Origin of the sequence: Bacillus sp. RC251 (genome assembly GCF_044908765.1) — a bacterium.
GTDB classification, from domain to species: Bacteria; Bacillota; Bacilli; order Bacillales; family Bacillaceae_G; genus Bacillus_A; species Bacillus_A wiedmannii.
In genome coordinates this window covers 91144-106297 of record NZ_JBIYDP010000010.1, presented here as the reverse complement: position 1 = coordinate 106297, position 15154 = coordinate 91144, and the positions used below count along the sequence as shown (strand labels likewise).

The window sequence follows — 15154 nt, the reverse complement described above, 5'->3', positions numbered from 1 at the left end:
TTGACGTATAAAAATTCATTTGTTACTCTTAAAGACGTTAATTTAATATTTAAATCCTCATTCGTATCTCGGTGAGGTAGAGGTTGCAGTCATTAAGAGTATCATTTCAGGAGATGTAGTGGCATTGATGAAGGAATGAGAAAGGAATGATTGCCGAAGTAAGCCCGTGTCCACCATGCACGCTTGCTGGGTCTGCATTTAATAAGTGCAGAACTGTCACAAACGTTTCGTTTGTGGAGAGCTATCGAGAGGTATGTCGTGGGTTTCTTATAAGATAGAAAGCATGTAGCGGCAAATTACGTGCTTTTTTTGTTTTGTTTGGGACTTCTCTTCTCTACTAAGAAGACATACATATCTCCTCGCTTGACTTGGTTATACTAACTTTGGAGGTATTTTCTATGCAACAAAAAAAATGGGGCTTTTGGGTATTAACAGCTTTCGTTGTCGGTAACATGGTTGGCGCTGGTATTTTCATGGTGCCAAGTACGTTGGCACAAACAGCAAGCCCTCTCGGTGTCACTTTAGCTTGGTTAACAACAGGGTTTGGTGTTTTAATGCTAGCTCTTGTTTTCGGTAATTTAGCAATTCGTCGTCCTGATTTAACGACAGGACCACAAAGTCATGCATATGCTTTATTCTCAACACCAAAAAAGAAAAAAATGGCTGGTTTCAGTATGGTATGGGGATATTGGGTAGCAAACTGGGCAAGTAACGTTGCCATCATTACATCATTTGCGGGATATTTATCACTCTTCTTCCCAATTATGAAAGATACACGACTACTATTTTCAATCGGTTCTTTTAACATAGAAGTCGGAAAACTAATTACATTTACGATTTGTTCCATCTTACTTTGGGGAACTCATATTATATTAACAAACGGTGTAAGCGGAGCTGGAAAGCTAAACTTCTTAGCAACAACAACGAAAGTAACTGGATTCCTTTTATTCATCGTCGTTACTTTATTTGCATTCGAAGCTTCTAAGTTTGGACAATGGTACACACCGATGATCGATAAATCAGGTGTATCACACGGCCTTCTTTCACAAGTAAACTTAGCTGCTCTTACAACGCTTTGGGCATTTATCGGAATTGAATCGGCAGTACTTTTATCAAACCGTGCTACCTCTCCTAAAACAGTAAAACGCGCAACAGTTGCAGGATTACTTATTACAGTTGCGATTTACTTAGGAATTACAATTTTAACAATGGGTGTACTTCACGTTGATAAATTACAAGCTTCTGAACGTCCATTAGCAGATGCATTAAACGCTGCAATGGGTCATGGCGGCGGGAAACTGATGGCATTACTTGCTCTTACTTCCCTATTCGGTTCTATATTAGGCTGGATTTTATTAAGCTCAGAAGTACCGTATCAAGCAGCAAAAGAAGGTTTCTTCCCTTCCTTCTTCACAAAAACAAATAAAAAAGGAAGTCCAATTTACTCATTACGATTAACAAACATTATGTCGCAAGTGTTCTTATTCTCAACATTATCAGGAACTATTGCGGAAGCTTATACATTCGTTATTACCGTATCAACACTGGCCTACCTCATTCCATATCTCGTTTCACCAATCTTCCAGTTAAAACTAGTCGCAACTGGTGAAACATATAAAAATGAAATGCGGGCAAGAATTACAGATGGCATAGTCGCAGTGATCGCACTTTGCTACGCACTATGGGTTATTAAAACTGGCGCATCCGATATAAAAACGTTCCTTCTCGGAATTGGTTTATTCGTAATCGGCTTTGCCTTCTATCCATTAATGAATCGTGATCAGAAAAAAAATAACGAAAAGAAAAACGAGCAAGTTGCATAACGCAATTTGCTCGTTTTTTCTTTTATAAAACATATATAATAGAACAAAGAGGTGAAAAACATGTCAATCGAATCGCTATGGAGCAGCCGCTTCCAACTACATATTCAAAATATCATTACATACTTTGCACGTATGATTAACGGTTTACTATATAGCTTTATCTTCGTTGCCTGTATAGGTGCTTACTATTATGCAAAGTTTCTTAAAACAGCTCCTTCTAAAGGACTATCTTTATTACTTATTACAATCGTCCTAACAGCGATTATAACGAGATGTCCTATCCGTACATTTATTCAAAAACCTGATGCTGTCTATTTGCTTGCATTAGAAGAGAAACTAACGTCTTATTTTAAAAAATCTCTTCTATATAATTACATCATTCAGCTTTTTCCATTATTATTTACGTTCCTTATTCTCGTTCCACTTGCAATGCAATCATTACAAGTAACGGTACCTTTCTTATGTACAATCTTTATCATTTTAATGATTACGAAAGCTTGGAATATGTACATACATTGGATGTGGCGTGATAGCCATGAAAAAAACATATGGTTCATTATTCGTATTGCTTGTAACGCACTCATTATTTACATGCTGTTTTACTCAGCACATGTTCTTATATTAGGCGGATTACTCTTACTACTTGCTTTCCTACTTCTATATACGAAAAAACAGCCTACAAAACGAGTACCGTGGGATTACATAATTGAACAAGAAGAAAAAATGAACGTTCGTTTTTATCAATTTGCTAGCATTTTCACCGATGTTCCGCAACTGAATAAGCAAGTAAATAAAAGAAAATGGCTTACAAATTGGATTGAACCTTTATTACATAAAAAACGAGCAACTTTCTTCTATTTACATACACTCGCATTTTTACGCGGGAATGATTATTTCGGTATATATATCCGCTTAGGGGTAATCGGTGCCTTCGCCTTATATTTTATACCAAACATATACGCAAAAGGTGCTATCTCTTACATCGTCCTATATATGATTTCTATGCAGCTACGTTCCTTATGGAAATATTTTTCGGGAAATATTATTGTAGCATTATATCCAATTGATACTGAAAAACGAATGAACCAATTTCTTCGCTTAATCTTTATATTGCTAAGCATTCAACTCATTGTATTTTCAATTGTTATACTCATTGCTACAAGTCAATTTTTACATAGCCTTATCATTATGATTATCGGATTACTCTGGATCAAATTTATTATTGTACCAAAAACGAAGCAACGCGTTTCTGCGTTTTAACGAAAAGAATTATCTTAAAAGCCAAGGAGAGAATAAATTCTCTCCTTGGCTTTTTTATTTTCCCTCCTCAAACAAGAATCACCAGCACAACCGATATTTTATAATTTCACATAAAAAAACGATAATACATGTTTACGTCCTAACAAAAAGGGTATGTATTAAAGTAACAGGGCAAAGAAACTGGAGGGAATGAAAAAATATGAATTAAAGTTTCACTTTATAAAAGACATTGCTCAAGGATGATTCTGAAACCGATAATATAATGTAAGGAGCGGATTAGAATGAGTAAAAAAATTGCTACTTTAATAACAGATTATTTCGAGGACACAGAATACACAGAGCCAGCAGAAGCTTTTAAACAAAAGGGATATGAATTAACAACTATTGAAGCAGAAAAAGGTAAAACGATACACGGTAAACAAGGAAAAAGTGAAGTTGTAATTGATAAAGGTATCGATGATGTTTCTCCAGAGAACTTTGATGCCCTCTTCATACCAGGCGGATTTTCCCCAGATATACTTCGTGCAGATGAACGTTTCGTTCGCTTTAGCAAAGCATTTATGGATGCGAAAAAACCTGTTTTTGCTATTTGTCACGGCCCCCAATTACTCATCACTGCCCAAACGCTTGAAGGACGTGATGTGACTGGATATAAATCCATTTCGGTCGATTTAAAAAATGCCGGTGGAAATTTCCATGATAAAGAAGTCGTCGTATGCCAAAATCAATTAGTTACAAGTAGACAACCGGAAGACATCCCCGCGTTTATTGAAGAATCGTTGCGTATATTAGGATAGCTACTTTGATTAACCTCCTTTTATTTATATGAAAAAATTTAATCAGCGGGGTTTTATTCATCCCCACTGATTATTAACCCTCACGAACTGGTCGTTTACAGGCAATTCGACCTCCACAAATAGCTTGATAAATAAAAAGAAGGGAATCCAAAAGTTCAATTTTAATAATCTTTTGGATTCCCCCCTCTTTCTCGTCCAAAAATTTCTTATCACTTTTCATAGGCAGTTCTCATATAGTGAAAATGACTATATAATTCCTATCCATAAGTTAAATAACGATTTCGCACATATATAAATACAAAAGATGGGAGCCTTATTTATGAATAACAATCCACCTTCAACGCCCCCAAATCCAACGGAAACGAATAATAATGAAGTGAGCTTACAAACGTTACGCGTCATTGGGCTGATTGTACTGATTAGTGGCTACATATTAGTCGCTCTTTCTGAAGTAGGCACATTAAAGAATCTTTTGCTACAGCCTAACACTACTCCAAATTTAGCTGAAGTAGATCCGTTCTAAAAATTATATAAAAAGCGAGTCCCAGTATAACTGGTTCGCTTTTATATAGTTTCATCCAATTTGAGAAACATTTCTCTCATCCTCATACTTCTCTTTCCCTATCGCCTTCATAAATAATAAAATACTGCTCATGCCAACGATAAAGTACAGAGCACTCATGCCCCAAGATGCAAGAAATGAGCCTATCATAACACCTAATGCCCCGTTCATTTTTGCCACTTGAAAGACCATTCCGTTAATCGCCATATAAGAACCTCTTGCCTCGTTTGGCACCATATCTGCCATTATAGATTGACGTACTGGCACATACATCATCTCTCCTACCGTTTGGAAAAGCCCTGCGATTAATAAGATCCATAAACTATTGCTCGTTCCGAGTATTGTAAAGCCAATCGTATAAATGAATAAACCTACATATAAGATTTTCAAATCATTGAAGCGTTTCAGCATTTTAATAAGAAGCGCCGAACATATCACAACTAAAATTGTATTCTCTGCTGAAATCCAGCTCATCATTCGAATACCTGTTAAATCAAACGTAACACCATTCCAAAAGAAAAAGTGCACCGTTTCAAATTCCTGCTGCAAACGTACTCCTAAATAATTATTAACCTGAAACTCTAATGATAATGTGCATATACTTGCTGCACAAAAAATTAGAAATGCTCTATCTTTCATCACGACTTTATAACTATCCGCCATATCTTTTAATACATTTTTCTTCTCTACCGTTTTTCGTGCTACATACACTTCTTCCATATATACGGCCATCACATATAATGTAATAACTGCAATAACTGTTAATCCGATAAACAATTGTAATCTATAGTTCTCAAATAGTAATCCGCCAAATATCGCTCCAATCGCAATGGATAAATTAATTGCCCAGTAGTTAATGCTGTACATCACTTTTCGGTTTTCCGGTGTACTCACATCAATTAACATCGCCTCTGTCGCAGGATTCATAAGTCCAGATCCTAAACTATTCACTAACATAAATATAAATGTTAGCCACGGTGAGTCTACATAATCCGAATTCGCAACCCCCATACAAGCGATTGAAATGACTTGTATACTTTGACCGATAATCATCACCTTTTTACGACCGAGCCGATCCCCAACATATCCACCGTATAAACCAATTACTAACGAAGCTATTACATTAATAAGTAGTAACGCACCAGCAATCGCACTACCTAACTTTATTGAAAAGTAAATCGCCATAAATGGAAAAATCATCGTGGACACAGTACGTGTTAAAAACGAAGTTATAATTCTAATTTTTATATTTCGATGCATACTCCAAAATCCCATTGTTTCCCCCTCCTTATGCTTACTTATTTTACTTTGAAAAACAGGAAGAAAAAGGTTAGAATATTCTAAAGAGTTTCCCCTTTTATTATAGAAGGAAGTGTATATATGAAAATTATGGACTATTACATTCGGTTAAGATTACATGCGCAAGATCAACAACATATGCGAAATAGCTTACAAGAGTTAGCAGATATTTTATATTGCAGTACGAAAAACGTAAAAATTTTATTAAAGAAGATGAGTGAGGAGCAATTAATTCGCTGGACTCCCGGGCGAGGCCGCGGGAATAAAACGGAAATCCTATTTATACATAATTTCGTAGAAGCGATTGAGTCCTATACAGATGAACTGTTAACGCAAGAAAAGTTAAAGGATATTTTTCTTCTTTTAAAAGAGCCCCTACCCTTTGCACTTCAAAAAAAAATAGAAAATAAACTACATCATCATTTTGGATACGAACCTTCAAATGATATGTACGACATATTAAAGATTCCTATATCGAGAAAGATATTTCCATTAGATCCGGCTTTTGTGGCTGTAACTACAGAGAGCCATCTTACGAGTCAAATTTTTGACACGTTAGTCGTCTATAACGATGTTACTGAAAAAATGGAACCACACATTGCACATACGTGGGAATTAAGTGGAGACGGACTTACGTGGACCTTTTATTTACGAAAGGATGTATATTTTCATAACGAAACAGTTTTAACTTCTAAAGATGTACAATTTTCATTTGAAAGACTAAAAGAAGTTCACTCTCCTTTCGAATGGTTAACAGAAGAAATTGTTCAAATTGAAACGCCATCACCACTGCAAATTCGATTCCATTTAGCGAAACCAAATTTATTTTTCTTACACTATGTAAGTTCAATGCAGCTCGCAATTTTACCGCGTGATACGAGTATTCAAAATCATCATTATATAGGTACTGGACCTTTCAAACTTGCTCATTACTCGGAAGATAATATCGTACTCGAAGCGTTCACTCATTATTTTAAAGAGCGCGCGTTATTAGACCGTATTGAATTTTGGGGTATTCCTGATCATGTACAAATAGATGCTGATTATGAACTGCCAAATGAAGAGGAAAATGAAAGGCATGATATACAAATAGAAGAAATAGGTTGTATTTATGCTAGCTTCAACTTTACAAAACCTGGTCCTCACCACGACATTTACTTTCGAAAAGCTTGGAGAGAACTATATGACGTTGAAACGATACTTCGTAGCATAGAGGGTAGACGAACAATTGCTGCTTCAAGCTTTTTCCCTGAAAGAAGCCGCCAAGTTCCTAAAAGGTCCTACTCTTTAGAGAAGGCAAAAGAGTATTTAAAAAAGAGCACCTATAATGGAGAAACGATACATATTTACTTCTTCGCATTTAAAGATAGTGCAAATGACGCTCATTTCCTAAAAGAACGATGTGAAAGTTTAGGTATACAAGTAGAGCTTCACCCATTTCCCGTTTCAGATTATATGGATCGCTCTATTGATAAACATGCCGATATTATTTTCATGGGAGAAGTGTTTGCTGCCGATCATGAACTTGCATTCTTAAATGTATTTAAAAATAAAAGTTGCTTCGTAAACCGGTTCATGGACCCGCACTATGAAAAACAAATTAACTGTTTACTTGATACATTTTTATTAGAAGAAAATAAAGAAAAGCGCTACGAGCTCATGTATGAGATCGAAGAATTTTTACAAACAGAACACATCATTTTATTTAACTATCACGTTTTAAAAAGAAAAACATACCCTTCTTCTTTGAAAAACGTAACAATTGATTCATTCGGTTGGGCAAATTTTGCGAAATTATGGATACAGCCATCCCCGCATTAAATATGGGGATGGCTGTAATTATTAAATGATTTCTTCTAAATGATTCTTCAAGTTCTCTAAATACTTATCAATTGTAGGATTCTTCACCACATCATAACAAGCAAAACTCTTTAACGGACTCATACCGAGAAACTTTTGCACGCGATGTAAATGGCTAAGCGCTGACTCTAAACTTTCTCCCTCAAAGAACTTCGTCTTATCTCCAAATGCTTTCTCAGGTGCATTCCAAGTTGTAGAAAACATATACGCTTTCTCTTTTAATAAACCGCCTGTTCCATATTCATCAGCACCTTTAAAGAACAAACCGTATTCATATACTTCATCCATATACGTTTTAAATAAGCCCGGTACACTAAACCAATAAATCGGTGTTTGATAAATCACAACATCCGCCCATAAAAACTTCTCTTGTTCTTCTTTAATACTATAGCCATCTTGAATCGTTGTTGTTTTCACATGATGCTTCTCACTTAATACCGTTACCATATAATCAACTAACGTTCTATTTAATCGTCCTTCTTTCGTACCGTATTTTTCATGTCCATTTATAATAAATATATTTTTCATTACTTTTCTCTCCCCTATATAATTTACTCTTCAGCTATTAACCCAAGTTGTTGTTTCAGCGTAAGATTATCTTCTAAATGCCAGTCTTCCGTGATCTTTCCGTCTTTCACATGTAAAATATCAATGGCAAAAAAATTGATTTTCTTATCATTGTGCGTTCCTGTAAAAGAAAGACGAGCTGTTACTTTATCACCAACGACTAATAAATCTTCAATCTCGCAATGTATATTAGGAACAACTTTACGAAAATTTTGTGCCGCAAACTTTAATCCTTCAGTGCCTTGTGGTCGCCCTTTCGGCAATGTATTATCGGAAAAATTTTCAGAAACAGTTTGCAGAATAAGTTCCTCTTTACCTGTATCCCAAAATGCATAAAAACGCTGCGCTGCATGAACCATCTCTGTCGCTTCTTTTTTACTTAGTGAGGGATCAATTGTCATTGCTTTTGGCTTTGGCATTTCTTTTAATAACTGGATTTCCGTTTTTTGTTCCACGCCGCATGCTACAAGTACAATACAAATAACAAACAAACTAAGAAATCCAAATAACTTTTTTATCCCCATGGAAATCACCACCTCCTTATATAAATCCTTTTTGTTTCGTATTGCTATTGTATATGCACTAACTTCCTTTATGGAAGTAGTGATATTTTTTTCATATAGTTACCAAAAGTATAGTTTTGTGATACTATAAAGCAAATTCATCCAAAAAAAATTTTATGGAGGCTAGTTCCATGAACGATATAAATCCAGTTGAATTAACGAAAGGTTTACCTGGCATACCTTGTCCTATCGCTAAAACACTTGATGTAATTCGTACAAAATGGACGTTTTTAATCATTCGTGACCTTCTTATCGAAGGAACATTACGCTTTAGTGATTTACAAAAATCAATGGACGGGATTAGTCCGAAAACATTATCGCTTCGACTAAAAGAATTAGAATCTCAAGGCATTATAACGAGAAAAGTATATCCAGAAGTTCCGCCTCGTGTAGAGTACACATTAACGGATAAAGGAAAGCAATTAGAGGGGATTTTCATTGAATTAAAACGGTTTGGATTAAGCTTATAAAGTGAAACTTTAATCAGTGGGGGTTTTCTTCATCCCCCACTGATTATTAGTTGAACCAATGGGACTTTACCCCCACCTAAATTCTTTGCTTTCAGTGAATTTTGAGCTGGGGGTCTTACTGCCCATTAAAGCGGGATAAAACAAAAACCCCTTACCGTCGTAAGGGGTTTTATTACTTCGCAAAACTTTCAGCTAGCTGTTTCTCTCTCCACATAAATGTAATGCCGAGACCAACTATTAAAACAACTCCTGAAAATGCATATGGATAATGAATATTCATATCAAATAATATTCCGCCCATCGCTGGTCCTGCGATATTTCCTAAACTCGTATAAGTCGAGTTCATACCAGCAACGAATCCTTGCTCTTTTCCAGCTGCTTTTGATAAAAACGTCGTTAAAGCTGGACGAAGTAAATCGAATGCTAGAAAAATGAAGCAAGTAACGAGAAGTACAATCCAATAATTAAAGACTACAGTTGAAACGAACGCTAATACTGCACCTACAATTAAACATATTTGAATTAACACTTTTTCACCGAACATGTCGACTAATTTTCCAAACATAAATACTTGCACAACTACCCCAAAGATGGAGCTAATCGTAATAATTGCCGCAATATCTTTCGGGGTGAATCCAAACTTATGATCAGAAAATAGACTAAACACAGTTTCATACGCTGATAATCCGAATGCGAGTACAAATACGATAATAAATGCAATTGCATACATTGGATGTAATGATTTCTTTAAATCACCAATAAAACTTGATTCTTTCGTGTTAGCAGAAATCTCTGCAAGTTCTTCTTTCGTTAACGGTTCTTTTAAAATAAAGATCGAAATTACACATGCTATAAAGGCAATTGCTGCTGCAACGAAAAACGGCACACGTATACCGTATTCTGCAATAAACCCACCAATTCCAGGTCCTATAATAAAACCAGTACTAATCGCTGCTGATAAATATCCCATCGCTTTTGGACGTTCCTGCATAGAGGTAATATCCGCAACATATGCCGTAACACCAGGCATAATAAACGCGGCACTAATTCCGCCTAACACCCGTGCTGCATAAAGCATCCACACATCTTTTCCTAATCCAAAAAGAAGTTCTGAAACACCAAAAATAAATAATCCAATGATGATCATTTTCTTCCTACCGTAAAGGTCAACCCACCGGCCTGTAATAGGTGACGTAATGAGCTGAGCCATTGCGAATACTGCAACGAGATATCCCATCGTCTTCCCTGTTAAACTCATGTCATTCATAAAGGACGGCATAACCGGAATGATTAATCCAATCCCTAAAAAAGCGATAAATATATTACTCAAAAGAATGACCAATACCATCTTTTGTTCTTTTATCGGTTTCTTCACTTTTTAACACCTCTTCCCGTAAGTTCCTCAAAAAAATAATGCCCAAGAAGCTTTTTCTTTATCCTGCTATTTGTGGGCTAGTCATGAGTAGAGATGCCCCCACTCATTAGAATTTCACTCTATCCTTCCACACATACATACGCATTAGGTGAATGACTATCATTCAGTTTTCCTCAAAAATGAACCTACCTTTTCAGACAGGTTCATCTTACTACTTCTTTATATGTAGTGCATGTGTTAAAAAATCTAGTACTTCTGCCTTTTGTAGCTCGACTTGCTCATCATCTTTATGGTCATATAAATAAACTTGTTCCGCTGCAGATTCAACAAGAGCGATAAATAACTTAGCCGTTCTTTCCGCGTGAACCGAATCACGAATTTCACCAGCTTCTTTCGCCGCACTTAAAAACTCGCTTAGCCACATATAAAGAGGCTCATACACAGCTTCCCATTCTTTTATATGTTCTGTAGATGCAAGACCCGCATACATTAAAGCTTGTATTTCACGATATTCCGCTATAAAGTGAAACACCGCATCTATTACTTGCGTCACTTTACTTGAGAAAGGCGCATCATTTTGCACTTTTTCTTTCACTGCAAGTATCATCTTTTCAACCATCACTTCTGCTATTGCAGGCATAACAGATAACTTAGAAGGAAAATATAAATAGAAAGTTCCTTGTGCAATGCCAGCCAATTTCACGATATCAGAAATCTTCGTTTTTTCAACGCCCTTTTCCTGAAACACTTCAATAGCTGCATAGACAATTTTTTCTTTTTTATTCATCATCTAAACCCTTTCACACACATATTGAATGACTGTCACTCATTTTATAAGATAATCGATTGTACTGTCAATGATAGTGAACTCTAAGAGGAAATCATTTTTTAATAATAAAAATCTCCTAATAAACCATTAGGAGATAAATACAATATATCTTTAAGAAAGAGCCTTCAATCCTGTCACTCCGCATACAATAAGAGCCACACTAATGATACGTGCTTTACTTTTCGACTCACCAAACAGGAACATGTTTAATAAAACGGCACCTGCTGTTCCAATACCAATCCAAACCGCATAAGCGACACTTACTTGTAAAAATAAGAAAGATGTATACAAGAATGCGAAGGATGTAGCAAATCCACCTATATAAATTGCACCATTTGCTAACGTTTTATCTTTACTATACATTTTAAGACCAATCACACCGACTATTTCACTAATTGCAGCACAAAATACGAAAAACCAACCCATCTTTAAGCAGCTCCTTCCACAGTTTCTTCTTTATTATCAGCTAACTTTAAACCGATAACGCCAGCTACAACCATCATGATAAAGAATAGTTTCCCTACGCTAAAACTCCCGCCGAAAAGGAATACATCCATTAAGAAAGTCCCTACCGTACCAGCTCCGGCAAAAACGGCATATACAGTCCCTGTCGCAAGATGTTCACACGCTTTAGAAAGAAAGTGAAAATCAACAGCGATAACCCCTAAAATAATAATCCAATGCCACCAAGTATCGGCGGTATTAAAACCAAACACCCAAAAAATTTCAAAGATACATGTTAATATGACATATAACCAAGCTCTATTTTTCATACCTCTCACCTCTTATGACTGACTATCAGTCATTTTTGTTTAAAAAAAATATACTCCTTCATCACTACTATATATAAACAACTATCATCCTCATTTACCATTTATATTTGTTCCATTGCCAAGCTAACTAAATCCTACCATACGAAAATGACTGAATGTCATTCATATGTATTGTACATGAATATTTTAAAAACTGTCAATACCGAAAGATTATTTGAAATTTCTTTCATCCGATTTGTATATTTCCTAATAACCTGTCAATACTGCTAGTAACATAATATTTTCTCCACTCCCCCTTGGAGAGATCCCTTGAATAGAGCAGTTAGCTTTTGCTAGCTGCTCTTTTTTATTTGCCGGCACACTATGAGATCAAATCCATTTTTATCATAAATAATTAAGGGTCGGATTATGTTTTCTATTTACTTTCCAAAGAGGCCTTATATGCAATAATTTTATTCTCAAGCATCTTTTCTGTAATTACTAAGTTTTCTCTTTGAATCTGAATAGATTTCCTATGATCTTCTAGGAGCTGTAAACGAGCTTCGGTTGTATGCTCCCCTTCTAAATATAACCTAGCGTATTCTCTTATTTTCGCTATTGGCATTTGCGTTTGTTTTAATTTCATGACAAACTGCAACCACTTTATATGTGACTCTTCATACATTCGATTCCCATTTGTATCGCGATTTGCAATTAATATATTTTCTTTTTCATAATAACGTAGTGTATGTGTACTCACTCCTATTAATTTAGCCACCTCGCTAATTGTGTACATACTCTAACTCCCTCCACGTGCTTACCCTCATATATTTTATAGCCTTATCAAATTCATAAAAAACATTTGACTTAGAGTATACTCTAACAAATAAAATCTAACCATAATATATTTATTTGAACTTAGGGGGATTTTATATGAAATACACTGTTATTACTGGTGCTAGTTCTGGAATTGGTTATGAATCGGCTTTAGCCTTTGCAGCTCGCGGAAAGAACTTAATACTTGTAGCTCGAAGACAAGAAGAATTAGACGGATTAAAATTAAAAATTAACGAAATGAATCCAGAATTGGATGTTGTTATTCGAAGAACGGATTTATCTATTACGGAAAATGTTTATAAGCTGTATGAAAGCCTACAAGCCTTTCAAATTGAAACGTGGATTAACAACGCCGGTTTTGGTAATTTCGCCTCCATTGCTGAACAAAATTTAAATAAAATAGAAACGATGTTACATGTAAATATAGAAGCACTAACAATACTCTCCTCTCTTTTCGTTCGAGATTATTCAATGGTTGATGGCACACAACTTATTAACGTTTCATCAGGCGGTGGATACACAATCGTTGCTGATGCTGTTACGTATTGCGCTACGAAATTCTATGTAAGTGCATTTACAGAAGGTTTATCACACGAACTGAAAGAACAAGGCGCGAAACTGCAAGCAAAAGTTTTAGCACCTGGTGCAACTGAAACAGAGTTTGCAAAACGTTCATTTGATATTGATGAATTCCAATACGATAATGTTGTACCGAAATTCCACACCGCAAAACAAATGGCACAATTTATGCTTGATCTTTACGAAAGCAATAAAGTTGTAGGGCTTGTCGATGGTTCTACTTATAACTATGAGCTTAAAAATCCCATTTTTAATTTTGCGGTAAGAAAAACGAATTCAAGTTCTTAAATTCCCCTAAAATATAGATGCCCACTATTACGTAAATAATAGTGGGCCTTTTTTCTCTGAAAACTTCACCCAACATATCGAATCATCGCCACCTCATCACAATAATCCACCTTTGGACAATGTCTACAATCGATCCATACTTTCTCTGGTAACGCATCTCTATTCACAAAATCAAACCCGCACTTTTGAAAAAATTCCGTTTCATATGTTAAAGAAATGACTCTATTCACTTTTATTTTCGCTGCCTCATTTATTACATGGTTCACTAACATACGCCCGATTCCTTTCCCTGCATATGTATGCGAGACGACTAACGACCGGACTTCTGCAAGGTCCTCCCCTAACACATGTAAACCAGCAACCCCAACAATCTCATCGCTTTCTTTCACAACATATAAACACTGTAAATATTGATAGAGAGATAAAAGAGAACGTGGTAAAACTACTCCTTCTTTTGCATAAGCTTCAATAAGACTATAAATTTCTTTCACATCACTCGTAACCGCATTAAAGATTTTCATATTATATCCCCTTGTCCCCGATATTAATATTTATAACCTAAATTGAATTTTAATACATAATTTTATATAATAATACATCTCTCTTTTCTCCCCGTCAATCACTTTATACAAACAAAAAACCAAGCAATCTAATCGATGCTCGGTTCCTCATTTCGTATCGGCAATACCGTCGAATATTTAATTTCACGAAGTGCTAAACTCGTCTGTATCCTTGTAATACCAAGCTTATTCAGCTTTCGAATAAACTGCTCCAGCTCTTTACGATCACGATTTGCAACTTTTAATAAATAATCATATTCTCCTGTTAAACAGTGACATTCTAACACTTCTGGCATCGACTCTAATTCTTTCTCCAACACGTCAAGTTTATCCGATTGATGAATATTTGTACTCATAAAAATGAAGCATAACAAATCAAAACCAAGCTTTTCTTGATTTAAAATGGCTACTTGCTTATCAATGAACCCTTCTCCATCTAATCTTTTTATTCTCGCATGCATCGCAGCTGGTGATAAATTAACGCGGCGTGCTAGCTCTGCATTACTTACTTGTGACTCCTTCTGCAATATATCTAAAATTTGTACATCTAAATCATCTAACACTTTAATAACAGACGACTCCATTACAATGCCCCCTTTTTTCTTACCGATGATTATTCGAAAAAACACCTTACACCTTACATAAAACTGAATATCATTCCGTAAATATTATTCAAAACAAAACATTTTATCAACTTTTATCCATTATACAAAAGAATATATTACACAACAAA

The 15154-nt window shown here is 35.5% G+C and carries 18 protein-coding genes and 1 riboswitch; of the genes, 7 read left to right on the top strand and 11 right to left on the bottom strand.

Going from position 1 to position 15154, the window contains the following annotated elements; all coding sequences use genetic code 11:
* The first annotated feature begins 69 nt into the window (after positions 1-69).
* Positions 70-252: riboswitch (Lysine riboswitch) on the top strand.
* Positions 253-398: 146 nt separating this feature from the next.
* The 3 genes from ABH961_RS23370 to ABH961_RS23360 all read left to right on the top strand — a co-directional run bounded on the left by ABH961_RS23370 (position 399) and on the right by ABH961_RS23360 (position 3880).
* Positions 399-1823, top strand: coding sequence for an amino acid permease (locus tag ABH961_RS23370; RefSeq protein WP_048545652.1), 1425 nt, complete (start codon positions 399-401; stop codon positions 1821-1823).
* A gap of 60 nt (positions 1824-1883) precedes the next feature.
* On the top strand, positions 1884-3083 hold the full coding sequence (locus tag ABH961_RS23365; protein ID WP_061672621.1) for an ABC transporter permease: 1200 nt from the start codon (positions 1884-1886) through the stop codon (positions 3081-3083).
* A 281-nt stretch (positions 3084-3364) separates the two neighbouring features.
* Positions 3365-3880: a type 1 glutamine amidotransferase domain-containing protein gene (locus ABH961_RS23360; RefSeq protein WP_061672622.1), complete on the top strand. Its 516-nt coding sequence runs from the start codon at positions 3365-3367 to the stop codon at positions 3878-3880.
* 73 nt (positions 3881-3953) lie between these two features.
* On the opposite strand, the gene ABH961_RS23355 is transcribed toward ABH961_RS23360, so the two are convergent.
* Entirely contained in the window at positions 3954-4100 is a 147-nt protein-coding gene (locus tag ABH961_RS23355) for a hypothetical protein (protein ID WP_165775572.1), read from the bottom strand.
* 99 nt (positions 4101-4199) lie between these two features.
* On the opposite strand from ABH961_RS23355, the gene ABH961_RS23350 reads away from it, so the two are divergent.
* Positions 4200-4403 (top strand): hypothetical protein, encoded by a 204-nt coding sequence (locus ABH961_RS23350; RefSeq protein ID WP_001063863.1) that lies wholly within the window; start codon positions 4200-4202, stop codon positions 4401-4403.
* Between the two features lie 51 nt (positions 4404-4454).
* Here ABH961_RS23350 and ABH961_RS23345 read toward each other — a convergent pair whose 3' ends face one another.
* Positions 4455-5717 (bottom strand): MDR family MFS transporter, encoded by a 1263-nt coding sequence (locus tag ABH961_RS23345; RefSeq protein ID WP_061672623.1) that lies wholly within the window; start codon positions 5715-5717, stop codon positions 4455-4457.
* 105 nt (positions 5718-5822) lie between these two features.
* Here ABH961_RS23345 and ABH961_RS23340 point away from each other — a divergent pair, with 105 nt between their 5' ends.
* Positions 5823-7562 carry an SgrR family transcriptional regulator gene (locus tag ABH961_RS23340; RefSeq protein WP_064469241.1) on the top strand — a complete coding sequence of 580 codons (1740 nt, stop codon included), beginning with the start codon at positions 5823-5825 and terminating at the stop codon, positions 7560-7562.
* Between the two features lie 21 nt (positions 7563-7583).
* Here the strand turns inward: ABH961_RS23340 and ABH961_RS23335 are convergent, their stop codons facing one another.
* Together ABH961_RS23335 and ABH961_RS23330 are read right to left on the bottom strand one after the other, a co-directional pair.
* The gene (locus tag ABH961_RS23335) at positions 7584-8129 is read right to left on the bottom strand and encodes an NAD(P)H-dependent oxidoreductase (RefSeq protein WP_061672625.1); all 546 of its coding nucleotides are present in this window, start codon (positions 8127-8129) and stop codon (positions 7584-7586) included.
* A 23-nt stretch (positions 8130-8152) separates the two neighbouring features.
* Positions 8153-8692: an ester cyclase gene (locus ABH961_RS23330; protein ID WP_061672626.1), complete on the bottom strand. Its 540-nt coding sequence runs from the start codon at positions 8690-8692 to the stop codon at positions 8153-8155.
* A gap of 170 nt (positions 8693-8862) precedes the next feature.
* Between ABH961_RS23330 and ABH961_RS23325 the strand changes: the two genes are divergently transcribed.
* Positions 8863-9201: a winged helix-turn-helix transcriptional regulator gene (locus ABH961_RS23325; RefSeq protein ID WP_000997915.1), complete on the top strand. Its 339-nt coding sequence runs from the start codon at positions 8863-8865 to the stop codon at positions 9199-9201.
* Between the two features lie 172 nt (positions 9202-9373).
* Here ABH961_RS23325 and ABH961_RS23320 read toward each other — a convergent pair whose 3' ends face one another.
* The 5 genes from ABH961_RS23320 to ABH961_RS23300 form a co-directional block, all read right to left on the bottom strand.
* Positions 9374-10576, bottom strand: coding sequence for an MFS transporter (locus ABH961_RS23320; RefSeq protein ID WP_048545666.1), 1203 nt, complete (start codon positions 10574-10576; stop codon positions 9374-9376).
* Between the two features lie 211 nt (positions 10577-10787).
* A complete protein-coding gene (locus ABH961_RS23315; protein WP_001993037.1) occupies positions 10788-11366 on the bottom strand; it encodes a TetR/AcrR family transcriptional regulator in 579 nt (192 codons plus the stop codon).
* A 150-nt stretch (positions 11367-11516) separates the two neighbouring features.
* The gene (locus ABH961_RS23310) at positions 11517-11831 is read right to left on the bottom strand and encodes a DMT family transporter (RefSeq protein ID WP_000539670.1); all 315 of its coding nucleotides are present in this window, start codon (positions 11829-11831) and stop codon (positions 11517-11519) included.
* Between the two features lie 2 nt (positions 11832-11833).
* Positions 11834-12178, bottom strand: coding sequence for a DMT family transporter (locus tag ABH961_RS23305; protein WP_098080777.1), 345 nt, complete (start codon positions 12176-12178; stop codon positions 11834-11836).
* Between the two features lie 415 nt (positions 12179-12593).
* Positions 12594-12953, bottom strand: a complete 360-nt coding sequence (locus ABH961_RS23300) for a MerR family transcriptional regulator (protein ID WP_404520118.1) — start codon at positions 12951-12953, stop codon at positions 12594-12596.
* A gap of 137 nt (positions 12954-13090) precedes the next feature.
* On the opposite strand from ABH961_RS23300, the gene ABH961_RS23295 reads away from it, so the two are divergent.
* Positions 13091-13861, top strand: coding sequence for an SDR family NAD(P)-dependent oxidoreductase (locus ABH961_RS23295; protein ID WP_098681680.1), 771 nt, complete (start codon positions 13091-13093; stop codon positions 13859-13861).
* A gap of 65 nt (positions 13862-13926) precedes the next feature.
* Here the strand turns inward: ABH961_RS23295 and ABH961_RS23290 are convergent, their stop codons facing one another.
* Positions 13927-14382, bottom strand: coding sequence for an N-acetyltransferase (locus tag ABH961_RS23290; RefSeq protein WP_048545675.1), 456 nt, complete (start codon positions 14380-14382; stop codon positions 13927-13929).
* Positions 14383-14510: 128 nt separating this feature from the next.
* Positions 14511-15005 (bottom strand): Lrp/AsnC family transcriptional regulator, encoded by a 495-nt coding sequence (locus tag ABH961_RS23285; protein ID WP_048545677.1) that lies wholly within the window; start codon positions 15003-15005, stop codon positions 14511-14513.
* Positions 15006-15154: the final 149 nt, after the last annotated feature.